The 23,018-nt window shown below is 70.9% G+C and carries 21 protein-coding genes; all 21 read right to left on the reverse strand.

What is annotated here, in order from left to right; genetic code table 11:
- Positions 1 to 39: 39 nt before the first annotated feature.
- Positions 40 to 960, reverse strand: coding sequence for a guanylate kinase (gmk, locus tag EY822_RS14875; RefSeq protein ID WP_150309232.1), 921 nt, complete (start codon positions 958 to 960; stop codon positions 40 to 42).
- Positions 957 to 1,832: an orotidine-5'-phosphate decarboxylase gene (pyrF, locus tag EY822_RS14880; RefSeq protein WP_227497380.1), complete on the reverse strand. Its 876-nt coding sequence runs from the start codon at positions 1,830 to 1,832 to the stop codon at positions 957 to 959. The genes gmk and pyrF overlap by 4 nt, the downstream gene beginning before the upstream one ends.
- Positions 1,829 to 5,122, reverse strand: a complete 3,294-nt coding sequence (carB, locus tag EY822_RS14885) for a carbamoyl-phosphate synthase large subunit (RefSeq protein WP_150309233.1) — start codon at positions 5,120 to 5,122, stop codon at positions 1,829 to 1,831. Before carB ends, pyrF begins: the two co-directional genes overlap by 4 nt.
- The gene (gene carA, locus EY822_RS14890) at positions 5,122 to 6,336 is read right to left on the reverse strand and encodes a glutamine-hydrolyzing carbamoyl-phosphate synthase small subunit (RefSeq protein ID WP_150309234.1); all 1,215 of its coding nucleotides are present in this window, start codon (positions 6,334 to 6,336) and stop codon (positions 5,122 to 5,124) included. The genes carB and carA overlap by 1 nt, the downstream gene beginning before the upstream one ends.
- Complete coding sequence (locus EY822_RS14895; protein WP_150309235.1) at positions 6,333 to 6,848, reverse strand: PH-like domain-containing protein; 516 nt, start codon at positions 6,846 to 6,848, stop codon at positions 6,333 to 6,335. Before EY822_RS14895 ends, carA begins: the two co-directional genes overlap by 4 nt.
- Complete coding sequence (locus EY822_RS14900; protein ID WP_150309236.1) at positions 6,845 to 8,209, reverse strand: dihydroorotase; 1,365 nt, start codon at positions 8,207 to 8,209, stop codon at positions 6,845 to 6,847. Before EY822_RS14900 ends, EY822_RS14895 begins: the two co-directional genes overlap by 4 nt.
- Positions 8,206 to 9,195: an aspartate carbamoyltransferase catalytic subunit gene (locus EY822_RS14905; protein WP_150309237.1), complete on the reverse strand. Its 990-nt coding sequence runs from the start codon at positions 9,193 to 9,195 to the stop codon at positions 8,206 to 8,208. Before EY822_RS14905 ends, EY822_RS14900 begins: the two co-directional genes overlap by 4 nt.
- Positions 9,192 to 9,818: a bifunctional pyr operon transcriptional regulator/uracil phosphoribosyltransferase PyrR gene (gene pyrR, locus EY822_RS14910; protein WP_150309238.1), complete on the reverse strand. Its 627-nt coding sequence runs from the start codon at positions 9,816 to 9,818 to the stop codon at positions 9,192 to 9,194. The genes EY822_RS14905 and pyrR overlap by 4 nt, the downstream gene beginning before the upstream one ends.
- Positions 9,819 to 10,418: 600 nt before the next feature.
- The gene (acs, locus tag EY822_RS14915; protein WP_150309239.1) at positions 10,419 to 12,425 is read right to left on the reverse strand and encodes an acetate--CoA ligase; all 2,007 of its coding nucleotides are present in this window, start codon (positions 12,423 to 12,425) and stop codon (positions 10,419 to 10,421) included.
- On the reverse strand, positions 12,426 to 13,406 hold the full coding sequence (locus tag EY822_RS14920; protein ID WP_150309240.1) for an ABC transporter permease: 981 nt from the start codon (positions 13,404 to 13,406) through the stop codon (positions 12,426 to 12,428).
- Positions 13,406 to 14,461 carry an aliphatic sulfonate ABC transporter substrate-binding protein gene (locus EY822_RS14925; RefSeq protein WP_150309241.1) on the reverse strand — a complete coding sequence of 352 codons (1,056 nt, stop codon included), beginning with the start codon at positions 14,459 to 14,461 and terminating at the stop codon, positions 13,406 to 13,408. Before EY822_RS14925 ends, EY822_RS14920 begins: the two co-directional genes overlap by 1 nt.
- Positions 14,458 to 15,279 carry an ABC transporter ATP-binding protein gene (locus tag EY822_RS14930; RefSeq protein WP_406610424.1) on the reverse strand — a complete coding sequence of 274 codons (822 nt, stop codon included), beginning with the start codon at positions 15,277 to 15,279 and terminating at the stop codon, positions 14,458 to 14,460. The genes EY822_RS14925 and EY822_RS14930 overlap by 4 nt, the downstream gene beginning before the upstream one ends.
- A gap of 75 nt (positions 15,280 to 15,354) precedes the next feature.
- Positions 15,355 to 15,768, reverse strand: a complete 414-nt coding sequence (nusB, locus tag EY822_RS14935) for a transcription antitermination factor NusB (RefSeq protein WP_150309242.1) — start codon at positions 15,766 to 15,768, stop codon at positions 15,355 to 15,357.
- Between the two features lie 18 nt (positions 15,769 to 15,786).
- The gene (gene efp / locus EY822_RS14940) at positions 15,787 to 16,350 is read right to left on the reverse strand and encodes an elongation factor P (RefSeq protein WP_150309243.1); all 564 of its coding nucleotides are present in this window, start codon (positions 16,348 to 16,350) and stop codon (positions 15,787 to 15,789) included.
- Positions 16,351 to 16,440: 90 nt separating this feature from the next.
- Positions 16,441 to 16,881, reverse strand: coding sequence for a type II 3-dehydroquinate dehydratase (locus EY822_RS14945; RefSeq protein WP_150309244.1), 441 nt, complete (start codon positions 16,879 to 16,881; stop codon positions 16,441 to 16,443).
- A gap of 37 nt (positions 16,882 to 16,918) precedes the next feature.
- On the reverse strand, positions 16,919 to 17,998 hold the full coding sequence (locus tag EY822_RS14950) for a magnesium and cobalt transport protein CorA (protein ID WP_150309245.1): 1,080 nt from the start codon (positions 17,996 to 17,998) through the stop codon (positions 16,919 to 16,921).
- Positions 17,999 to 18,003: 5 nt separating this feature from the next.
- Positions 18,004 to 19,107: a 3-dehydroquinate synthase gene (aroB, locus tag EY822_RS14955; protein WP_150309246.1), complete on the reverse strand. Its 1,104-nt coding sequence runs from the start codon at positions 19,105 to 19,107 to the stop codon at positions 18,004 to 18,006.
- On the reverse strand, positions 19,104 to 19,592 hold the full coding sequence (locus EY822_RS14960; RefSeq protein WP_150309247.1) for a shikimate kinase: 489 nt from the start codon (positions 19,590 to 19,592) through the stop codon (positions 19,104 to 19,106). The genes aroB and EY822_RS14960 overlap by 4 nt, the downstream gene beginning before the upstream one ends.
- Positions 19,592 to 20,800: a chorismate synthase gene (gene aroC, locus EY822_RS14965; protein WP_150309248.1), complete on the reverse strand. Its 1,209-nt coding sequence runs from the start codon at positions 20,798 to 20,800 to the stop codon at positions 19,592 to 19,594. The genes EY822_RS14960 and aroC overlap by 1 nt, the downstream gene beginning before the upstream one ends.
- 88 nt (positions 20,801 to 20,888) lie before the next feature.
- On the reverse strand, positions 20,889 to 21,830 hold the full coding sequence (locus tag EY822_RS14970; RefSeq protein WP_150309249.1) for a shikimate dehydrogenase: 942 nt from the start codon (positions 21,828 to 21,830) through the stop codon (positions 20,889 to 20,891).
- Positions 21,823 to 22,797: an endolytic transglycosylase MltG gene (gene mltG / locus EY822_RS14975; protein WP_227497381.1), complete on the reverse strand. Its 975-nt coding sequence runs from the start codon at positions 22,795 to 22,797 to the stop codon at positions 21,823 to 21,825. The genes EY822_RS14970 and mltG overlap by 8 nt, the downstream gene beginning before the upstream one ends.
- Positions 22,798 to 23,018: the final 221 nt, after the last annotated feature.

Here is a 23,018-nt window from a genome sequence, read left to right on the forward strand (position 1 = left end):
GCTGTCGCGCCCGGGCGCCCGCAATCGGAAGAAGCGCGATCAGCGCGCGGTCGACGCCGGGGACACCGATCGAATCTGCATCAAGTCTACGACCTCGCGGGCCGCATCCGGGACGTCGCGGTTGACGACCGCGTAATCGAACTCGTCCTGCGCGGCGAGTTCCTGTTTCGCGGTGACCAGGCGACGGGACTGCTCCTCGCTCGACTCGGTGCCGCGGCCGATGAGTCGACGCACGAGTTCGTCCCAGCTGGGCGGCAGCAGAAACACGAGTCGCGCCTCCGGCATCGCCTGCCGCACCTGCCGTGCGCCCTGGATGTCGATCTCGAGCAGGACGCTCTTGCCCTGGGCGAGCGCAGCCTCGATCGGCGCGCGCGGGGTGCCGTAGCGGTAGGCGTTGTGCACGGTGGCCCATTCGAGCAGTGCGCCGTCGGCGATCAACCGGTCGAAACCCTCATCGTCGACGAAGTAGTAGTTGACGCCCTCGATCTCGCCGGGGCGCGGCGCGCGGGTGGTGGCCGACACCGACAGCATGACGTCGGGGTAGTTCTCCCGGATGTGCGTCGACACAGTGCCCTTGCCCACCGCGGTCGGTCCGGCGAGCACCACGAGCCGCGACGGCTCGATGATCGACTTGGCCGTCTGCCAGCGCACGATGAAGTCCTCGAGGTGCTCGCGCTGGTGCACGCCGAGGCCGCCCAGCCGCTTGGCCGGCGAGATGCCGAGGTCGGCGAGAATGCGCTCGAGTTTGGTGGGGCCGATGTTCGGGATGCTCGTGAGGTACTCCGTCACGCGGAGCGTGTGCTCCGGCTTCGCCGCGGGGTCGATGGACGCGCGAAGCACGGCGAGCGGCGTCCGGGCGCCGGTGAGGATGTCCTGCTTCACTGCGGCGCGTGCCCGTCGTGCCGCCACCGCCGCCTTCGATGCGGCCGCACGATCCACCTCGGGCGGATTCGGCCTCACGCGAACACCTCCCGTGCCTCGAGCGCCCGACGGGAGAGGGTCCGGTCGAGCGAGTCCGGTCCCGCCGACAGGATGCTGCGGGATTCGCTCAGGATAGTGCCCCGGGCGAGACCGCCGTAAGTGCTGTGCACCGTGTCGAAGGTGGCGCCCTGCGATCCGTAGCCGGGGGCGAGCACCGGCGTGCCCGGCAGCGCGTTCTCCTCGTCCGTGTCGATGCCGAACGCAGCGAGGTCGACGGTGGCGCCGAGCACGACGCCCACCGCGCCGAACGGCACGGGAGCCGCGCCGTCGGGCGCGGTGCGGGCCGCGTTCCAGGCGCGCACCGCGGCGAGCACCCCGGCCGCCACACCGTTCCGTTGCACGGCTGCCGCGTCGGCGTTCGACGTCGCGGACAGCACGAACGCGCCCTTGCCCGCCGAGGCGGCGAGCGCGAAGGTCGACGCGAGCGCGCCGACGCCGAGGTAGGGACTCACGGTGAGGGCGTCGCTCTCGAGCGGGGACCCGGGCGTCAGCCACGCCGCGGCGTAGGCGTCGACGCTCGTGCCGATGTCGCCGCGCTTGGCATCGGCGATCACGAGGAGCCCGGCAGCCCGGGCGGCGGCCAGCACGTCCTCCAGCGCGGCGTACCCCGCAGATCCGAAGCGTTCGAAGAACGCGACCTGCGGCTTGACGATGCCCACGGTACCGGCTGCCGCATCCACCACGCGGAGCCCGAAGTCGCGGGTGCCCGCGGCGCTCACCGGCAGGCCCCAGTCGCGCAGCAGGAACTCGTGCGGATCGATTCCGACGCACAGGTGGCCGTGCTCGGCGAAGACGTCGCCCAGGCGGGCACCGAAGGGGCGGCTGTCGGCGGGGGCGGGGGTCGCCGTCACAGGCGGGCCGCCCGATCGACGGCGTACTCCTGCAGCGACTTCACGTCGAAGCCGGCCCGGATCGCCTCGAACGAGGCGACGGCGGCCGACAGCTGCGCGATCGTGGTGAACAGGGGCTTGTCCGCGGCCACGGCGGCCGCGCGGATCTCGTAGCCGTCGGCGCGGGCGGACCTGCCGTTCGGGGTGTTGATGACGACGTCGACCTCGTTGCGGTTGATCAGGTCGACGATCGACGGAGATCCGGTGGCCGACTCGTCGCCCTCACTGTACTTGCGCACGATCTCGGCGCGGATGCCGTGTCGGTTCAGCACCTCCGCGGTGCCGCTCGTGGCCTTGATGGCGAAGCCGAGCTCGAGCAGCCGCAGCACGGGCAGGATGATGGCGCGCTTGTCCCGGTCCGCCACCGACACGAACACGGTGCCGGAGAGCGGCAGCCCGCCGAACGCGGCCTCCTGGCTCTTCGCGAAGGCCCGCGGGAAGTCGCGGTCGATGCCCATGACCTCTCCCGTGGAGCGCATCTCCGGGCCGAGCACGGAGTCGACGATGCTGCCCTCGCGCGTGCGGAAGCGCTTGAACGGCAGCACCGCCTCCTTCACCGAGATCGGCGAGTCGAGCGGCACGACCGATCCGTCCTGCTGCGGGAGCAGGCCGCTCGCGCGCAGGTCGGCGATGGTCGATCCGACCATGATCAGCGACGCGGCCTTGGCCAGAGGGATGCCGAGCGCCTTGGAGACGAAGGGGACGGTGCGGGAGGCGCGCGGATTGGCCTCGAGCACGTAGAGCACCCCGGCTCCGATGGCGAACTGCACGTTGAGCAGGCCCTGCACGCCGATGCCCTGCGCGATGGCGAGCGTGGCCGCCCGCACCCGGTCGATCTCGGCGCGGCTCAGGGTGACCGGCGGGAGGGTGCAGCTCGAGTCGCCGGAGTGGATGCCGGCCTCCTCGATGTGCTCCATCACGCCGCCGACGTAGAGCTCCTCGCCGTCGTAGAGCGCGTCGATGTCGATCTCGATCGCGTCGTCGAGGAAGCGGTCGATGAGGAGTGGGCTGGATGGGCCGATGATGGCCGTGTCCTTCATCCGGTCGAAGTAGTCGACGAGTGACGGGCTGTCGAACACGATCTCCATGCCGCGCCCGCCGAGCACGTAGCTCGGTCGCACGAGCACCGGGTAGCCGATGTCCTCCGCGATGCGCACGGCGTCGTCCACGGCGATGGCCGTGCCGTTCTTCGGCGCGACGAGGCCGGCGTCGTCGAGGATGCCCGCGAACAGGCCGCGCTCCTCGGCGAGATCGATGGCGTCGGGCGACGTGCCCAGGATCGGCACGCCCGCCGCCTGCAGGCCCTTCGCGAGACCCAGAGCGGTCTGCCCGCCGAGTTGCACGACCACGCCCACGAGTTCACCGCTCGCGCTCTCCGCGGCGATGACCTCGAGCACGTCCTCCAGCGTGAGCGGCTCGAAGTAGAGCCGGTCGCTGGTGTCGTAGTCGGTGGACACCGTCTCCGGGTTGCAGTTGATCATGATGGTCTCGTACCCGGCGTCGGACAGCGCGAACGACGCGTGCACGCAGGAGTAGTCGAACTCGATGCCCTGCCCGATGCGGTTCGGACCGGACCCCAGGATGATGACCTTGCGGCGGTCGCTCGGGGCGACCTCGGTCTCGCTGTCGTAGCTCGAGTAGTGGTACGGGGTGAGCGCGGGGAACTCCCCCGCGCAGGTGTCCACGGTCTTGAAGACCGGGCGCACTCCCGCGTTGTGCCGGATGGCCCGCACCTCCGCCTCGGCGAGGCCGCGGAGCTGGCCGATCTGCGCATCCGAGAAGCCATGATCCTTCCCGTGCCGGAGCACCGACTCGTCGAGGTGCGGGGCGGCCCGGATCTCGTCGGCGACCTCGTTGATGAGCACCATCTGGTCGAGGAACCACGGGTCGATGCCGGTGGCCTCGAAGGCCTGCTCGACGGTCGCCCCGGCCCGGAGCGCCTGCTGCAGGGTGACGATGCGGCCGTCGGTGGGGGTGCGGCTGATCTCCAGCAGCTCCTCCATCGAGCGGGACTCCTCGCCCCACGAGAACGACGAGCCGCGCTTCTCGAGGGAACGCAGCGCCTTCTGCAGTGCGGTGGCGTAGTTGCGGCCGATCGCCATGGCCTCACCGACCGACTTCATGGTGGTGGTGAGGGTGGGGTCGGCGGCGGGGAACTTCTCGAAGGCGAACCGCGGCACCTTGACGACGACGTAGTCGAGGGTCGGCTCGAAGCTCGCCGGGGTGACCTTGGTGATGTCGTTCGGGATCTCGTCGAGACGGTATCCGATGGCGAGCTTCGCCGCGATCTTCGCGATGGGGAAGCCGGTGGCCTTCGACGCGAGCGCGCTGGAGCGGGAGACCCGCGGGTTCATCTCGATCACGATGACGCGGCCGTTGGCCGGGTCGATGGCGAACTGGATGTTGCAGCCGCCGGTGTCCACGCCCACCCGGCGGATGATGTCGATGCCGATGTCGCGGAGGTTCTGGTACTCGCGGTCGGTGAGGGTGAGGGCGGGCGCCACCGTGATGGAGTCGCCGGTGTGCACGCCGACCGGGTCGACGTTCTCGATCGAGCAGACGACCACCGTGTTGTCGGCGGTGTCGCGCATCAGCTCGAGCTCGTACTCCTTCCAGCCGAGGATGGACTCCTCCATCAGCACCTCGGTGGTGGGACTCTGGTGCAGACCGTCGGCGACGAAACGCACGAGCTCGTCGCGGGTGTAGACGAAGCCGGAGCCGAGCCCGCCCATGGTGAACGAGGGTCGGACGACGAGCGGGTAGCCGAGGTCCTCGGCGAAGTCCACGGCCTCCTCCACCGTGTGGGCCACGTGCGAGCGGGCCACGTCGGCACCGGACTCCAGCACGAGCTGCTTGAACAGCTGGCGGTCCTCGCCCTTCTGGATGGCCTCGACCTTGGCGCCGATCAGCTCCACGTCGTACTTGGCGAGGATGCCGAGGCGGTCGAGTTCGATGGCCGCGTTGAGGGCGGTCTGGCCGCCGAGCGTGGGCAGCACCGCGTCCGGGCGCTCCTTCGCGAGGATCTTCTCCAGCACCTCGCTGGTGATCGGCTCGATGTAGGTGGCGTCGGCGAATCCGGGGTCGGTCATGATCGTCGCCGGATTGGAGTTGACCAGGATGACCCGGATGCCCTCCTCGCGCAGCACGCGGCACGCCTGGGTGCCGGAGTAGTCGAACTCGGCGGCCTGCCCGATGACGATGGGTCCGGAGCCGATCACGAGGACCGAGTTGATGTCGGTGCGCTTGGGCATCAGTTGCCTTCCTTCGTCGCGGTTGTGGAGTCCGTCGCGGTGTCCCCCACGGTCCCTGAGCCCGTCGACGGGCCCGATCCCGTCGACGCACTCGCGTCCTTGATCAGGTCGAGGAACCGGTCGAACAGGTAGGTGGAGTCGTGCGGGCCGGCGGCGGCCTCGGGGTGGTACTGAACGCTGAACGCGGGGATGTCGAGGCAGTTCAGCCCCTCCACCACGTCGTCGTTGAGATCGACGTGGCTCACCTCGGCGCGGCCGAAGCCGGCCGGGGTGTCCACGGGTCCGTCGAGCGGGGCGCGCACGGCGAATCCGTGGTTGTGCGAGGTGATCTCCACCTTGCCGGTGCGCCGATCGAGCACGGGCTGGTTGATGCCGCGGTGGCCGAAGGGCAGCTTGTAGGTCTCGAAGCCGAGGGCCCGCCCGAGCAGCTGGTTGCCGAAGCAGATGCCGAAGAACGGCAGCCCGCGGCGCAGCACGTCGCGGAGCAGCTCAACGTGGTACTCGCTCGCCTTCGGGTCGCCCGGGCCGTTCGAGTAGAACACGGCGGTGGGATTCAGCTCGGCGAGCTCCTCGATGGTGATCGACTGCGGCACGACGTGCACGTCGAGGCCGCGGGCCGCGAGCTGGCGCACCGTGGCGGTCTTGATGCCGAGGTCGAGCACCGCGACGGAACCGATCCGCTCCCCCTCGGCCGGGATCGTGTAGAGCTCGGCCGTGGAAACGGCCCCGGACAGGTTGAGTCCGGTCATCTCGTGCGCGGAGCGCACGACGGTGAGCTGCTCGTCGGCGTCGAGCGCCGCATCCTCGCCGGAGAAGATCCCGGCGCGCATGGCACCGGCGTCGCGGATGTGCCGGGTGACCGCGCGGGTGTCGACTCCGGAGATGCCGACGATGCCCTGGGCGACGAGGTCGTCGTCGAGGCTGCGCGTGGCCCGGTGGTTCGACACGACGCGGGAGGGGTCCCGCACGATGTAGCCGGCCACCCAGATGCGCGCGGACTCCTGGTCCTCGTCGTTCACGCCGGTGTTGCCGATGTGCGGGGCGGTCTGCAGCACGATCTGCCCCGCGTAGGAGGGATCGGTGAGCGTCTCCTGATAGCCGGTCATTCCGGTGGCGAACACGGCCTCGCCGAGCGTGCGGCCGGTGGCGCCGTAGGCCCGGCCGGTGTAGCGGGAACCGTCCTCGAGCACGAGTACTGCGGGTAGGTGGGTCACTCGGAAGTCCTTTCGGTTCGGGAGATGCGCTCGAGCGCTGCGAGCAGGCCGGGGCGCGCGTCGGCGTCGGTCACCCGGAGGTAGCTGTCGACGAGGATGCCGTCGGGTCCGCCGAGCCTCCACGTGATGACGACGAGGCCGCCCGACTCGACCACGCGGTCGATGGTGTAGGTGGCGAGACCGTGCCCGTCGATGGCGTCCGCCCCGATGAAGACCTCGTCCTCGCCGGTGATGGCGAGCACGACGCCCTCCGGCGTCACCCGGACGAGCGCACGGCCGCGGTAGCCGAGGCCGTGCACCGCGATGCGGTCGAGCGGCTCCGCCGCCACGGTGGTCGCCACGTAGAGCACGTCGAGGCTCGCGAGGTCGGGGCCGAGCGTCGCAGGAGGGGTCGGTGGGCGCGATATGCCGGACTGCCTGCGCTGACGCGCCCGCCACCCGCGATACATGAGCGTGAGCAGACCGGCGAGGAGCAGGAGAACGATCACGCCGGGGACGACCCGCTCGTTCACTCGGTTCCCCGCGTGCCCGCGGCACGATCGGCGTGCTCGGCGCTGGCGGAGACGGTCTCCTCGGCGAGCGGCGTCGCATTCAGCACCGTGGGGTAGCCCCGGTGGAACGTGGCGCGCACACTGCCCGGCAGGGTGCGGTCGAGGTAGGGCGAGTTGGTGCCCTTGCCGGCCAGCCGCGAGACGTCGAAGGGGCGCGACGCCGTCGGGTCGTAGAGGGCGAGGTTGGCCGGGGCGCCCACGGCGAGCGGCACCCCGTGCCCGGACAGGCGACCGATCCGGGCCGGCGTGTACGAGAGCACGCGCGCGACATCCGCCCAGTCGAGCTGTCCGGAGTCGACCACGGCTGCCTGCACCACGGAGAGCGCGGACTCGAGGCCCACCATGCCGAACGCGGCGGCGCCCCACTCGCAGTCCTTCGCCTCGGCGGGGTGCGGCGCGTGGTCGGTGGCCACGATATCGATGGTCCCGTCGGCGAGGCCGGCGCGGAGCGCGAGCACGTCCTCCGACGAGCGGAGCGGCGGATTGACCTTGTAGCGGGCGTCGTAGCCGGCCACGAGATCCTCGGTGAGCAACAGGTGGTGCGGGGTGACCTCGGCGGTCACGTCGATGCCGCGGGCCTTCGCCCAGCGCAGCACCTCGACCGAACCGGCGGTGGAGACGTGGCAGATGTGCAGGCGCGAGCCCACATGCTCGGCGAGGAGCACGTCGCGGGCGATGATCGACTCCTCGGCCACGGCGGGCCAGCCCGGGATGCCGAGCTCGCCGGAGAGGGCGCTCTCGTTCATGCTCGCGCCGATGGTGAGGCGCGGCTCCTGCGCGTGCTGGGCGATGACGCCGTCGAACGACTTCACGTACTCGAGCGCACGACGCATGAGCAGGGCGTCGGAGACGCAGTGGCCGTCGTCCGAGAAGACGCGCACGCCGGCGCGCGAGGTGGCCATGGCGCCGAGCTCGGCGAGCCGCTCCCCCGCGAGACCCACGGACACGGCACCGATCGGGCGCACCGTGGCGTAGCCGGCCCGGCGACCGAGCGCCTCGACCTGCTCCACGACCCCTGCGGTGTCGGCGACCGGTGAGGTGTTCGCCATGGCGAAGACGGCCGTGAAGCCGCCCGCCGCCGCCGCGCGCGTGCCGGTGAGCACGGTCTCGCTCTGCTCGAAGCCGGGTTCGCGGAGGTGCACGTGCAGGTCGACGAGCCCGGGAAGGGCGAGCAGCCCGTCGGCGTCGATCGCCGTGGCTCCCGCCGCGGACAGCGCCGTCCCCAGTTCGGCGATGCGGCCGTCGGCGATGCGGATGTCGGTGCGCTCGCCGTCGACGAGCGACGCTCCGCGGATCACGTAGTCGTGCTCGTGCGCGCTCATAAGCCCTCTCCCTGCCCCGCGAGGAGGAGGTACAACACTGCCATTCTCACGGAGACACCATTGGCAACCTGTTCGAGCACCGTGGACCGGGCCGAATCCGCAGCGGCGGCGGATATCTCGAGGCCCCGGTTCATCGGGCCGGGATGCATCACCATGCTATCGGGCGCGAGCCGCGCCGTTCGTGCGTCGTCGAGACCCCACACCCGCCCGTACTCGCGGGTGTTCGGGAAGAACGCGGCGCTCATCCGTTCGGCCTGGATGCGCAGCATCATCACGACGTCGGGGCGCACCGTGTCGATCGCCTCGTCGAGGCTGAAGCACACGTCGACCGGCCAGGTGTCGATCCCGATGGGCACGAGGGTGGGTGGCGCCACGAGGGTGACGGCGGCGCCGAGGGTGGTGAGCAGCCACACGTTGGAACGCGCGACGCGGGAGTGCAGGATGTCGCCCACGATCACCACCGAGACGCCGTCGAGGTCGCGGCCGCGGGCGGTGCCGTGCGCGGCGGCACCGTCGCTGCTGCGCTGGGTACCGCCGTGCAGGCGTCGGCGAATGGTGAAGGCGTCGAGGAGCGCCTGGGTGGGGTGCTCGTGCGTGCCGTCGCCGGCGTTGACGATGGCGGCGTCGATCCAGCCGCTCTCGGCGAGCACGTGCGGCGCACCCGAGGCCGGGTGGCGGAGAACGACGCCATCCGCTCCCATCGCCTCGAGGGTCTGCGCGGTGTCCTTGAGGCTCTCGCCCTTCGAGACGCTCGACCCCTTGGCGCTGAAGTTGATCACGTCGGCCGAGAGGCGCTTCGCGGCCGCTTCGAAGGAGATGCGGGTGCGGGTGGAGTCCTCGAAGAAGAGGTTGACCACGGTGCGGCCGCGCAGCGTCGGCAGCTTCTTGACCTCGCGGGTCGCGACGTCGGCCATGTTCTCGGCGACGTCGAGGACGTGGATTGCCTCGTCGCGGGACAGGTCGCGGGTGGAGAGGAGGTGCCTCACGGTCGGGCCCTCCCGTGCGTGGTGGATCCGGCGGCTGCATCGACCTGGGCGGTGCTCGCGGGGTCGGTGCTCGCGGGGTTGGTGCTGAGCGAGTCGATGCTGACGGAGTCGTCGCCGTCGAGCTCGGCGAGGTGCACGAAGATCCGCTCGTGCTGCGCGCTCGGCAGGTTCTTGCCCACGAAGTCGGCGCGGATGGGGAGCTCGCGATGTCCGCGGTCGACGAGCACGGCGAGGCGCACCGCGCGCGGGCGGCCGAGGTCGCTGATGGCATCGAGTGCGGCCCGGATGGTGCGGCCCGAGTAGAGCACGTCGTCGACGAGCACCACGGTGGTGCCGTCTATGCCGCCGGGCGGCACCGACGTGGGTGCGGGGGCGCGGGTGGGCTTCCGCGAGAGGTCGTCGCGGTACATCGTGACGTCGATGGAGCCGACCGAAGCGGGATCGAAGTCCGGGTCGATGTCGGCGAGGATGCGGCCGAGGCGCGAGGCGAGCAGCACCCCGCGGGTCGGGATGCCGAGGAGCACGAGGCCGGCGGATCCGCGGTTCGATTCGAGCACTTCGTGCGCGATGCGCGTGAGTGCCCGCGTGATATCAGCCTGATGCAGCAGTGTGCGTGCGCTCAACCTGACCTCCTTCCCCGCCTCTCTGGACGGAACTTAAAGGATGTCTTCCCGCTCACTCTACCGTGCCGCTCGCCCGGTCGAGGCCCTGCGGTCCCCGACCCCGCCGGTTCCCGAGCCCGTCGAAGGGATCAACCCCACGGTTCCTGAGGACGTCGAAGGAACGCAACGCGCACGGAAACGCACCCGCCACGCCGCTTCTGCGATCACCCGCCGCTGTTTCCACCGATCCCGCCGCGGTTCCCGTCGATCGCCCGCGAATCTCTCCGGGCGGTCGACCGAAACGGCAGCGCGACTCAACCGCACGCTAGAAAGACGTACCCGCCCGCTCCCCGCATCCATGAAACAGCAGCGACGCGCCGAGGCGGCCGGATCACGCGGGCGCTCCGGACATGTGCGGGCGGCGCACCATCAGCGCAGGTCCGAAGCGCCCGCGCGTCCTCATCGCAACGGCGTGTCACCATCCGCACCTGGTCATTGCGCGCCTCGCGTCCCTTCGACACGCTCAGGGACCGTGCGGTCCCGCGCCGCGCGTTTGCTCAATCGCCCGCGTATCACCGCGGGCGATCGAGCGAAACGGCAGCGCTAACGCCGTCGACGGGCTCAGGGACCGGAGGGCTCCAGGATGCGGCGGATCGCGTCGACGGAGGCGGCATCCTGCAGCGAGGTGGCGTCGCCCAGCTCCCGTCCCTCGAGCAGGTCGGCGAGGAGCCGGCGCAGGATCTTCCCCGACCGCGTCTTCGGCAGGTCGGGCACGAGGAGGATGCGCTTCGGTTTCGCGATCGGGCCGATGCGGGCCGCCACGTGGTCGCGCAGCTCCCTCTCCAGCGACGCGCCGAGCGCCCGCCAGCCGGGGACGTCCGCTGCGTCCGGGCGTTCCGCGAATCGCGGGATGACGAAGGCGGCGATGGCCTGACCGGTGATCGGATCCGCGTATCCGGTGACGCCCGCCTCCGCCACGGCCGGATGCGACACGAGCGCCGACTCCACCTCGATGGTCGACAACCGGTGGCCCGACACGTTGATCACCTCGTCCACACGTCCGAGCAGCCAGATGTCGCCGTCCTCGTCGTACCGGGCTCCGTCGCCCGCGAAGTACAGTCCCTGCGCGGCGAACCGCGCCCAGTACGCCTCGCGGTACCTCGCCGGATTGCCCCAGATGGTGCGCGCCATGCCGGGCCAGGGCGCGTCGAGAACGAGATAGCCGCTCGATCCTCGGGCGACCTCGATGCCGTCGTCGTCCACCACCTTCGCCGACAGGCCGGGCAGCGGCCGCGTCGCGGACCCCGGCTTCAGCGTCGTCACGCCCGGTAGCGGCGCGAGGATGGCCGCGCCGGTCTCCGACTGCCACCAGGTGTCGATGATGGGCGCCGACCCCGAACCCACGTGCTCGCGGAACCACAGCCACGCTTGCGGGTTGATCGCCTCCCCCACCGAGCCGAGCAGGCGGATCGACGACAGGTCGTACCCCTGCGGCCCCTCGGGGAACCAGCTCATGAAGCTCCGCACCAGCGTGGGAGCGGTGTAGTAGGTGGTCACGCCGTAGCGCTCGATGATCTCGAAGTGACGCCCCGGGTCGGGGGTGTTCGGTGTGCCCTCGTAGATCACCTGGGTGACCCCGTTGGAGAGCGGACCGTAGATCTCGTAGGTGTGCGCGGTCACCCAGGCGAGGTCGGCCGTGCACCAGTGCACGTCGTCGTCCTTCACGTCGAAGTGCGCCCAGTGCGCCCACGAGGCGTGCGTCAGGTAACCGCCACTCGTGTGCACCAGCCCCTTCGGCGTGCCCGTGGTGCCGGAGGTGTACATGATGAACAGCGGATTCTCGGCGTCGAACGCCTCCGCCCGGTGCACCGGTGACGCGGTGTCCACGACGTCGTGCCACCACACGTCGCGACCCTCCGTCCAGGCGAGGTCCTGCCCCGTTCGCCTCACGACGAGCACGTGCTCCAGCGCGGGGGCGGATGCGACCGCGGCGTCGGCGTTGCTCTTGGTGGCCACGGCGACGCCGCGGCGGAACTGTCCGTCGCTCGTGACGAGCAGCTTGGCACCGGTGTCCTCCACGCGGAACCGCAGCGCCTCGGCGGAGAACCCGCCGAACACGAGCGAGTGCACGGCACCGATCCGGGCCACCGCCAGCGTGATGACGATCGTCTCGGGCAGCACCGGCAGGTAGATCACCACGCGGTCCCCGCGCCGGATGCCGAGGTCGGTGAGCGCGTTCGCCGCCCGGTTCACCTCGCGCTCCAGGTCGGCGTAGGTGATCGTGCGCCGGTCGCCCCGCTCCCCCTCGAAGTGCAGCGCCACCCGGCTCCCGTGCCCCGCGGCCACGTGTCGATCGACGCAGTTGACCGCCACGTTGAGCGTGCCGCCCTCGAACCAGCCGGCCGCCGGGATGGCGGGGACACCGGCGTCGTCCAGCGCGGGGCGCCAGGAGTGCGCGGTGTGCCAGGGCGTCGCCCAGGTGAGGCGTTCCGCCTGGCGTTCCCAGAAGCCGATGCGGTCGGCATCGGCCTCGGCCCAGGCGTCCGCCGTCAGGTTGGCGTTCTCCGCGAGATCCGCGGGAGGGGGGAACCGGAGGTCCTCGGCGCGGACGGCGTTCGTGCCGGGCACTCAGCCCCACCGCCGGAGCAGGTACCGCTCCGCGAGTCCGATGATCGCGTCGGTGGTCTTGCCGAGCAGGGCGAGCAGCACGATGGCGAGCAGCATCCGGTCGACCCGCCCGTTGTACTGGGAATCGGTGAGGAGGAAGCCGAGCCCCATCGACGCGGCGATCAGTTCCGCGGCCACGAGGAACAGCCAGGCCTGAGCGAGGGCGAGCCGCAGGCCGGACACGACCGACGGGAGCACGGCGGGCAGTTGCACCGTCGTGAACAGCGCAACGCCGCGCAGGCCGAAGGCGCGGCCCACTTCCACGATGTGCGGGTCGACGTGGCGCAGCGCACCGGCGACCGTGGTGTACACCGGGAACAGCGCCCCGATCGCGATGAGGATGACTTTGGAGTCCTCGTTCACTCCCACCCAGAGCAGCAGCAGCGGCACCCAGGCGAGCGACGGCACGGCGCGGAACCCGCCGATGGTGGGGGCGAGCAGCAGGTCGGCGAGACGGGACAGGCCGACGAGCGCCCCCAGCACGATGCCGACGAGCGCCCCGGCGACGAAACCGAGGAGTACGCGCTGGGTGGAGATGGCGACGTAGGGTCCGAGGAGGCCGCGTTCGGCGAGATCCACTCCCGCCTCCCACACCGCGACCGGTCCGGGCAGGAGATACGACTCGACGAATCCGGTGACGGATGCGAGGTGCCAGATGGTGAGAAGCAGCACCGGCACGACGAGGCCGAGGAGGACGCGGGCCGGACGGGTTCGGCGCCGCGCCGAGGGTTCGGCGCCGCCGCGGCCCTGGTCCCCGTCGCGACCGGGGCCCGGGCGGGCCGCCACCCCGGCATCCGCACCGGCAGCACGCGCACCCGCCGCGGCGGTGCCCCGAGCGGCGTCGAACCCGATCGTCGCCGACCGCTCCGTCCCCGCCCGCTCGGCCGCGACCGACGGAGCGGTGTCGTCCCGTCGCGTGCCCTGGCTCGTGGCGCTTCCCATCAGTCGAGCGCGTCCGGGTTCGACCGGTCGGCGAAGCTCGGGTCGAAGAGCGAGTCGAGGGCGGTGTCGATCGCGTCCTGATCCGACACGTCGCCCGACTCCACGAAGATCGGACCGACCACCTCGAGCACCTCGCGCTGGGTCTCCCCCGGCGCGGGATCGAGGTCGAGCGTGGTGCGGTCGAGCACGGCCGTGGCGATCGCAAGGTCGATGCCGGACGCGTCGGCGAGGATCTGCGCCGTCTCCTCCGGGTTCTCCTGCGCCCACGCACGCGCCTTCTCGTAGGCGTTCACGACCAGCTGGGCGAGGTCGGGCGACTCGTCGAGGAATTCCTCGGTCGCATTCAGGAACCCGTAGGTGTTGAAGTCCACGTTGCGGTAGATGAGCTTCGAGCCGGCGGTGGCCTCGCTCGTGGCCATCAGCGGGTCGAGTCCCGACCAGGCATCGACGCTGCCGTTCTCGAGCGCGGTCTTCCCGTCCGCGTGCTGCAGGTTCTGCACGTCGACGTCGGCGAGCGGAACTCCGGCCTCCTCGAGCGACTGGAGCAGGAAGAAGTACGGGTCGGTGCCCTTGGTGGCCGCGACGGACTTGCCCGCCAGCTCCGTCACGTCGGTGATCGGCGAGTCGGCGCCCACGACGATCGCCGACCACTCGGGCTGCGAGTAGATGTCGATGGTCTTGATCGGCGATCCGTTCGAGCGGGCCAGCAGCGCGGCGGAGCCGGCGGTCGATCCCACGTCCACGGCACCGGCGCGGAGCGCCTCGTTCGCCTTGTTCGAGCCCGCCGACTGGATCCAGTTGACGGTCACGTCCCCGGTGGTCGCCGTCTCGAGCCAGCCCTGGTCCTTGATCACCAGGCTGAGCGGGTTGTAGGTGGCGAAGTCGATGTCGAGCGTGTCGGCGCTCCAGCGCTGTTCGGCAGCGTCGGTGGGCTCGGGTTCGTTCAGCGCCGACCCCTCGCCCGCAGCGCAGCCGGTGAGCAGGAGGGCGGAAGCGGCGAGGCCGGCGACGGCGGACGCGACGCCCGAACGTCGGAGACGGGAACGGCGGGTCATGGGGTGCTCCTTGCGGTGGGGGTGGGAACGTGGTGGCTGGACACGCCGAGGCCCTCGAGCAACTCGGCGCGCAGTTCGGCGAGCTGGGCGCTCGCCCGGTCGCGGGGTCGGGCTCCGGGTACCTCGAGCACGCGGCGGATGCCCGATCCCTCACCGGGCTCCGCCGGGTCCTCGCCCAGCAGTACGACCCGGTCGGCGAGGTAGAGGGCCTCGTCGACGTCGTGGGTGACGAGGAGCACCGTGGTGGGCTCGGCACCGTGCACGTCGAGCAGGAGGTCCTGCATGCGCAGGCGGGTGAGCGCGTCGAGTGCGCCGAACGGTTCGTCGAGCACCAGCACGCCGGGGCTCCGCGACAGGGCGCGCGCGAGGGATGCGCGCTGGGCCATGCCGCCGGAGACCTGCCGCGGGCGGAGCGACCGCGACGCGTCGAGGCCGACCAGCGCGAGGAGTTCGGCCACCCGGGCGGCACCCGTGGTGCGGTCGGTGCCGCGGGGCAGTCCGAGCGACACGTTCTGCGCGATCGAGCGCCAGGGCAGCAGGCGGGGTTCCTGGAACCCCACCGCGCAGCGCTGATCGACCGGGGCGACCGGGGTGCCGTCGATGCTGACGGATCCGCGGTCGGGGGCGTCCAGGCCGCTCACCTGCCGGAGCAGCGTGGACTTGCCGCATCCCGAGGGACCGATCAGCGCGACGATCTCGCCCGGTTCGACGTCGATGTCCACGTCGCGCAGCACCGTTCGGCCACCGAGGGCACGGCCCACGCCGGACAGCCGCACCGGAAGGGCGCGGGAGGCGGGGAGGGCGGCGGCGAAGGTCACGCAGCCGACGCTAGGCGCACCCCGACGTTCGGCAAAGCCGAACCGTAACGCGGCGAAATCTGGTGGGGAGGGTCGTCAGGACTTCGTCTTGGCGATGCTCGCCAGCATCCCGTTGATGAACCCGGCCGAATCGTCGGTGCTGAGCGAGCGGGCGAGGTCGACCGCCTCGGAGATCGCCACGCCCTCGGGGATCTCGTCGTTGAACAGCAGTTCCCAGATGCCGATGCGGAGCGTCGCGCGGTCGACGATCGGCATGCGCTCGAGCGACCAGTTCTGCGAGTAGGTCTGGATGAGCTCGTCGATCTCGCCCATGTGCTCCATCACGCCGGTGACGATGCGACGCGCGTACGCCCACGCCACGGCGCGGTCGGGCTCGTGCGTCGCCCTGGCCGCCTCGCTCGCCAGGGAGTCGGCGATGGGGATCTGCCGCACGTCGGCCACGTACAGCACGTCGAGCGCGCGCTTGCGCGCCTTGGTCCTGGCACTCATCGGGTCGGGAGCCGCGGACTAGTCGTTGACGCGGCCGAGGTAGTCACCCGTGCGGGTGTCCACCTTGACGCGGGTGCCCTGCTCGAGGAACAACGGCACCTGGATCTGGTGACCGGTCTCCACGGTCGCGGGCTTGGTGCCCCCGGTCGAGCGGTCGCCCTGCAGGCCGGGCTCGGTGTAGGTGATCTCGAGCACCACGGATGCGGGCAGCTCCACGTACAGCGGGTTGCCGTTGTGCAGCGCGACGGTGGCGTTCTGGTTCTCGAGCATGAAGTTCGCTGCGTCGCCCACCTGGGCGGCGCTGAGGGTGATCTGGTCGTAGTTGGTGACGTCCATGAACACGTAGCTCTCGCCGTCGGCGTAGAGGTACTGGAACTCGCGTCGGTCGACCGTCTCGGTCTCGATCTTCGCGCCCGCGTTGAAGGTGCGGTCCACCACCTTGCCGCTCATCACGTTCTTGACCTTGGTGCGCACGAACGCGCCGCCCTTGCCGGGCTTCACGTGCTGGAACTCGATGACCGTCCAGAGTTGGCCGTCCATGTTGAGGACGACGCCGTTGCGGATGTCAGCGGTTGAAGCCATGAAGAAACGGTCCTAAGCAGTGAGGGGGCGGGATGCGCCGGAGCGAGGAGGACGCGTGAGGCGGTGCGACTCGCGGTCCGACGGTACAGCCTACCCGCTCGTGCGGGCGATGTGGTCGACCGCGAGCCGGTAGGACTCGAAGCCCAACCCGGCGATGACCCCGGTCGCGACCGCGGAGATCACGCTGGTGTGCCGGAAGGATTCCCGCGCGTGCGGGTTGGAGATGTGCACCTCGACGAGGGGCAGCCCGGCCTTCGTCACGAGCGCCGCGGCGTCGCGGAGGGCGTAGGAGTAGTGCGTGAAGGCCGCGGGGTTCAGCACGACGGGGATGCGTCCGTCCACCGCCTCGTACAGCCAGGAGATGAGCTCGGCCTCGTCGTTCGTCTGCCGGAGGTCGATGTCCACACCGACGGGCGCAATGCCGGTCAGGTGGTCGCGCAGGTCGTCGAGCGACCCGCTGCCGTAGACGTCCGGCTCGCGGCTGCCGAGACGGCCGAGGTTCGGACCGTTGAGGATGAGGATGGTGCCCATGGCATCCGAGCCTAACGGCGGCCGTCCCGGCGGCCCGTCACAGCCATTTCTTCGCCTTGAAGATCGTGTACAGGGCCGCACCCATGGCCACCATCGCCCCGACTGCGAGCGGGTAGCCGTAGGTCCAGTGCAGCTCCGGCATGGTGTCGAAGTTCATGCCGTACACGGTGCCGATGAGGGTCGGTGCGAACAGGATCGCCGCCCACGACGACACCTTCTTCATCTGCTCGCTCTGCTGGAGCGTGGTCTCGGACAGGCGCCTCGTCTGCTCGTTCTGGTCGAGGCCGGCCTCCGACAGCCGGCGCATCTCGTCGTTCTGCCGCTGGGTGACCAGGGTCGAGTGCACGGTGAGGGCGTTCTGCAGCAGTGCGTGGAAGGAATCCGCGCTGTCCGAGACCCGCAGCACGTGGTCGAGCACGTCGCGCAGCAGGCGCTCGAGCTCGACGTCGGGCGCGACCGCCGCGTCCGCCGCGTCGGTGCCGCCCGCGCCCCGCACGAGTGTCTCGAGCATCGGGATGAGGGGATGCACGGCACGGCGGAAGTTGATCACCTCGCTGAGCAGGGCGTAGATCCGGCGCGACACGTCGGCATCGCTCCCGCTGAAGAGCTGGTCCTCGATCTCGTCGATGTCGTTCTCGAGTCCCGCGACGACGGGGCCGTACTCGTCGACCACCTGGTCGAGGATGGCGTACAGCACCGCGAGCGACCCGCGCCCGAGCAGGTCGGGAGCGGCCTCGAGGCGATGCCGCACCACGGCGAGGTCGGGGGACTCCGCACGACGGATGGTGACCACGAACGCCGGCCCGACGAAGACGTGCAGCTCGCCGAACTCGACCTTCTCCTCGGAGTCGAGGTAGCGCGCCGGTCGCAGCACCAGGAACAGCGTGTCGGAGTAACGCTCCAGCTTGGATCGCTGATGACCCTTCGACGCGTCCTCCACGGCGAGCGCGTGCAGACCGAACTCGTCGGCTACCGCACGGATCTCCGCGGCATCCGGCCGGTACAGGCCGATCCAGGCCATGCCGGCCCGTTCCCGCAACAGCTCGAAGGTCTCCTGCAGGTTCGCGGGGTTCTTGGTGCGGTATCCGTCCACGTAGACGGCGTTGTCGACGATCACCCGCCTTACGAGCCGATCTCCTGGTAGGCCGCGAAGAGCAGCGATTCGTCCGGCCCGGTCAGCACCGACGGCTTCGCGATGTCGTCGAGCACGATGAAGCGCAGCATTCCGCCCCGCGCCTTCTTGTCGCGCTGCATGGTCGCGAGCAGCATCTTCCATCGGCCGAGCGGATAGGTGGTGGGCAGGGTGAGCGACTCGAGGATGCGACGGTGCCGGTCCACGGCTTCGTCGCTGAGCGACCCGGTGAGCCGGGACAGTTCGGCGGCGAAGACCATGCCGATCGACACGGCCACGCCGTGCCGCCACTGGTAGCGCTCGGAGTGCTCGATCGCGTGGCCGAGCGTGTGCCCGTAGTTGAGGATCTCGCGCTGACCCTGCTCGGTGAAGTCCTCGCTCACCACGCGGGCCTTCATGGCGATGGCGAGCTCGAGCACCCGGCGGAACTGGTCGGTCGTCGGATCGGTCGCCACCGCCACGTCGGCCTCGAGGATGTCGAGGATCTCCGGCTCGGCGATGAAGCCGGCCTTCACGATCTCCGCGAAGCCGGCGAGGATCTCGTTCTTCGGCAGGCTCTCCAGCAGGTCGAGGTCGACCAGCACCGCGGCGGGCGCGTAGAAGGCGCCGACGAGGTTCTTGCCCTCGTCGGTATTGATGCCGGTCTTCCCGCCGACCGCGGCGTCCACCATGCCGAGCACGGTCGTGGGGATCTGGAGGAGCTTGACGCCGCGCAGCCAGGTCGCGGCGACGAAACCGCCGAGGTCGGTGGTGGAGCCGCCGCCGAACGCGATCACGGCATCCGACCGGGTGAAGTCGGTGGTGCCCATGATCTTCCAGCAGAACGCCGCCACCTCGACCCGCTTGGCCCCCTCCGCGTCGGGCACCTCGGCGAGGTAGACCTCGTAGCGGTCCCGGAGTTCCTCCCGCAGGGCGCCGGCCAGGGCGGCGAGCGGCGGTGCGTGCACGATCAGCACCTTGCGCACGGCGCTGCCGAGCTCGTCCGGGATGCGGGACAGCACCCCGCGGCCCACGTGGATGCCGTAGCCGTCGACGCCGGTGACGCGGATCTCGGTGCTGTCGGTTCTGCGGGCCTCGGTGTCGTCGGCGCTCATGCGTTCTCCCTCGCCCAGGTGGCGATCTCGTCGACGACCCGGGATACGGGTCGGTCGGATGTGTCGCAGGTCAGCGTGGCCAGCGATGCGTACAGGTCGGCCCGCTCGTCCACGAGCCGCTGCCAGGAGTCGATGCCGTTCACCAGCGGGCGTTTGCTCCCCCCTATGCGGCGCAGTGCCGCCTCCCGGCTGACGGTGAGCAGCACGACGGGCTGCGTCTCGAGATCCCGACGCGTGTCCGGGTCGAGCACGGCTCCCCCGCCGAGCGACACGACGGCGTTGCCCGCGAGCGCGCGAACGATCTCGGCGCGTTCGAGTGCGCGGAAGTGCGGTTCTCCGTGGTCGCGGAAGAGGTCGGCGATCGGACCGTGCTCGGCCACGATGCGTCGATCGGTGTCGACGAACGGTCGGTCGAGGATGCGGGCGAGCTTCCGCCCCACGCTCGTCTTGCCCGCGGCGGGCGGGCCGATGAGCACGAGCGCCACTAGACGGGAAGGCTCGCCGAGGAACCGGTGCGCAGGGTCTCGGGGATGGCGGCGAGGTACCCGGTGAGGTTCCGTCGGGTCTCGCCGAGCGAGTCGCCACCGAACTTCTCGAGCACGGCGTTTGCCAGGGTGAGCGCCACCATCGCCTCCGCGACCACGCCCGCGGCCGGAACCGCGCACACGTCGGAACGCTGGTGGTGAGCCGGCGCCGCGTCGCCCGTGGCGATGTCCACGGTGCGGAGGGCGTGCGGGATGGTGGCGATGGGCTTCATGCCGGCGCGCACCCGCAGTACGGTTCCGGTGCTCATGCCCCCCTCGATCCCGCCGGCGCGGTCGCTCACCCGAGCGATGCCGTCGGGCGACGCGACCAGCTCGTCGTGCGCCTGGGATCCGCGGCGGGTGGTGGTGAGGAAGCCGTCACCGACCTCGACGCCCTTGATGGCCTGGATGCCCATGAGGGCGCCGGCGAGCTGGGAGTCGAGGCGTCGGTCCCAGTGCACGTGGGAGCCGAGACCCGGCGGGAGACCGTAGGCGAGCACCTCGACGACTCCGCCGAGGGTGTCGCCCTCGCGGTGGGCGCTGTCGACCTCCGCCACCATGCGCGCCGATGTCTCGGGGTCGAAGCACCGCAGCGGGTCGGCGTCGAGCGTGTCGACGTCGGCGGGCGTCGGAAGGGACGAGTCCTCGGGTGCCCGCACGGGCCCGATGGAGAGCGTGTGGCTGACGAGGGTGATGCCGAGCTCGGAGAGGAAGGATCGCGCCACGGCGCCGAGGGCGACGCGGGCGGCCGTCTCGCGGGCGCTCGCGCGCTCCAGCACCGGACGCGCCTCGTCGAAGTCGTACTTCTGCATGCCGACGAGGTCGGCGTGCCCCGGGCGAGGGCGGGTGAGCGGCGCCGCCCGTGCACCGGTGAGGGTGGACGGATCGACGGGCTCCGCGCTCATCACGTCGACCCACTTGGGCCATTCCGTGTTGCCGATGCGTACGGCGAGCGGGCTGCCGAGGGTGAAGCCGTGCCGCACGCCGGTCGACAGGGCCAGCTCGTCCTGCTCGAACTTCATGCGTGCGCCGCGCCCGTAGCCGAGCTTGCGGCGCGCGAGGTCGGTGCGGATGGCGTCGAGCGAGATCGGCACACCCGCGGGCAGGCCCTCGAGGGTCGCGATCAGTTCGGGTCCGTGGGACTCCCCGGCGGTCAGCCAACGCAGCATGTGCAGCACCTTTCTCCGAGAAGAATCCTCCCACAGGCCCGTCGCCCGGCGAGCCAGTCGGTCGCCTCGCCGGGCGGCGAACGTCGGGTCAGGCGGCGTCCGGGCCGTGCCAGTCGGAACCGAGGTCGCGGTTCACGCTCGCCGACATGGCCGCCAGCACACGAGGCTCGTCGGGGAGCACACGCTCCGGGTTCCCGGACACGAAGATGCGCACCTGCAGGAGCGCCTGGTGGATGAGCATGTCGATGCCGGGCACGACGCGCCCTCCGGCCTCGTACCAGTGCGCGGCGACGCGGGTCGGCCAGGGCGAGTACGCCACGTCGAACAGCACGGCACGCTCGCGCACGTGCGGAGGGAAGTCGAGGGCCACCTCGGCGTCCCCGGGCATGGTGCTCGCCACGACATCCGGGTCGGCGAACGCGGGGTCCTTCACCGTGTCGTCGAGCGCGCGCACCGTCACGTCGAGACCGAGACGCGACCCGAGCCCGGGGAGTTCGGCTGCCCGGCTCGGGTTTCGCACCGACACCAGTACCCGGTGCACACCGAGCCGCTGGAGGGCGACGAGCAGGGATGCGGTGGTGGCGCCCCCGCCGAGCACGCGCGCGCTCGCGGCGGTGACGACCCCCGCGGAGCGCAGGGACTGCTCGATGCCGTACACGTCGGTGTTGAACCCCGACATGCCCGGTCGTCCGGCTCCGACGTTCCCGTCCACCTCGTCAGTGCCGGCGAAGGCGCCGTCGACTCCGTGCAGGAGCACGGTGTTCGCGACCCCGGTGAGTTCGGCCACCGGGTCGATGCGGGCGAGCATCGGCATCACCGTGCGCTTCAACGGCATGGTGAGCGACAACCCCCGCCAGTCGTCGTCCAGCCCGCGGAGGAAACCGTCGAGACCGGCGCTCGTCACCTCGATCGCGTCGTACTGCCAGTCGAGGCCCAGCACTCGGTATGCGGCGCTCTGCAGCGCCGGCGACAGCGAATGGGCGATCGGCGACCCGAGCGCGGCGAGACGCGCGGGCCGCGCGTCAGCCATTGCCGGGGTTGTCCCGCATGAACTGCATCCACTCCGCCACCGCCGCCTCGTGCTGGGCGAAGGTCTCGGAGAACTTCGTCTCGCCGGTGAGCGTGTTGACGGTCACGAAGTACAGCCACGGACCCTCGGCGGGGTTCATCGCCGCCTTGATGGCGAGGTCGCCCGGGTTGGAGATGGGTCCGACGGGAAGGCCCGGATACACGTACGTGTTGTACGGGTTGGGGTCGGCGCGCTCCGCGTCGGTGGTCGACACCCGGCCGGTCGAGGAGACACCGTAGGAGACGGTCGCGTCCGACTGCAGGGCCATGCCCTGGTCGAGCCGGTTCACGAAGACGCGGGCCGCCTTGTAGAAGTCGTCGTCGTAGCGGGCCTCCTTCTGCACGATGGAGGCGAGGGTGAGCACGCGGTGCCGGTCGGCCTCGGGCACGCCCGCCTCGTCGAGCGCCTGGAACTGCCGGTCGACGAGCCGTTGCAGCATGTCGCGTGCCGACGTGTCGGGCTGGAACGTGTAGGTGGCCGGGAAGAGGTAGCCCTCGAGGCGGGGTGCTTCGGCGGGCAGACCGAACGACGTGTGATCCGCGGCCGCCGCTTCGAGATCGGCGAGCGGGACGTCGGTCGCGTCGGCGAGCAGGGGAAGGACGCCGGACACCGTGGTCCCCTCCGGAATGGTGACCGTGTCCTCGATGCGGCTGGTGGGGTCCTGGAGCCGTTCGAGTGCCGCTCGGGCGCTCATCTTCTCGGCCAGGAGGTAGGTGCCCGGCTGGAAGACGGGCTCGGGCACGGTGGCGACGACGGCCTCGTAGAAGGCGGCAGAGGACGCGACGACACCGGCCTCGGCGAGCGTGTCTCCGATGCTCGAGCCGGTCGCTCCGGACTCGATCAGCACGGTGACCTCGCCCTCGCCTGGTCCGGCATAATCCTCCGCCGTCGACGGCGCGAAGATGCCGGACACCGCGGGAATCACCACCGCGTACACGGCGACCCCGGCGCCGACGAGCAGGGCGACGACGACGAGGAGCGCGTAGGGCCACTTCGGGTGCGGGCGTCTCCCGCCTCCGCCCCGCGTGGACCGCGGGCCGCGCCCGGTGCCGCTCCCGCCGGTCGAGTCGGGTGGGGTGGGCCGCTCGGAGAACAGCTCGGCGAACGGGTCGCTCGACGCCCCGGTAGAGGGGGCGCCGGTGCCGGGGT

The sequence above is a fragment of the Planctomonas psychrotolerans genome, from assembly GCF_008642235.1.
Classification (GTDB): domain Bacteria; phylum Actinomycetota; class Actinomycetes; order Actinomycetales; family Microbacteriaceae; genus Planctomonas; species Planctomonas psychrotolerans.

Bases quoted from the DNA above. Each gene is read 5' to 3' on its own strand.
- EY822_RS14945 (WP_150309244.1), bottom strand. From the start codon at position 16,881: ATGGGCACCATCCTCATCCTCAACGGTCCGAACCTCGGCCGTCTCGGC.
- nusB (WP_150309242.1), bottom strand. From the start codon at position 15,768: ATGAGTGCCAGGACCAAGGCGCGCAAGCGCGCGCTCGACGTGCTGTAC.
- EY822_RS14925 (WP_150309241.1), bottom strand. From the start codon at position 14,461: ATGACCCGCCGTTCCCGTCTCCGACGTTCGGGCGTCGCGTCCGCCGTC.
- EY822_RS14900 (WP_150309236.1), bottom strand. From the start codon at position 8,209: ATGAGCGCGCACGAGCACGACTACGTGATCCGCGGAGCGTCGCTCGTC.
- aroB (WP_150309246.1), bottom strand. From the start codon at position 19,107: ATGAGCGCCGACGACACCGAGGCCCGCAGAACCGACAGCACCGAGATC.
- carB (WP_150309233.1), bottom strand. From the start codon at position 5,122: ATGCCCAAGCGCACCGACATCAACTCGGTCCTCGTGATCGGCTCCGGA.
- EY822_RS14970 (WP_150309249.1), bottom strand. From the start codon at position 21,830: ATGGCTGACGCGCGGCCCGCGCGTCTCGCCGCGCTCGGGTCGCCGATC.
- aroC (WP_150309248.1), bottom strand. From the start codon at position 20,800: ATGCTGCGTTGGCTGACCGCCGGGGAGTCCCACGGACCCGAACTGATC.
- efp (WP_150309243.1), bottom strand. From the start codon at position 16,350: ATGGCTTCAACCGCTGACATCCGCAACGGCGTCGTCCTCAACATGGAC.
- EY822_RS14920 (WP_150309240.1), bottom strand. From the start codon at position 13,406: ATGGGAAGCGCCACGAGCCAGGGCACGCGACGGGACGACACCGCTCCG.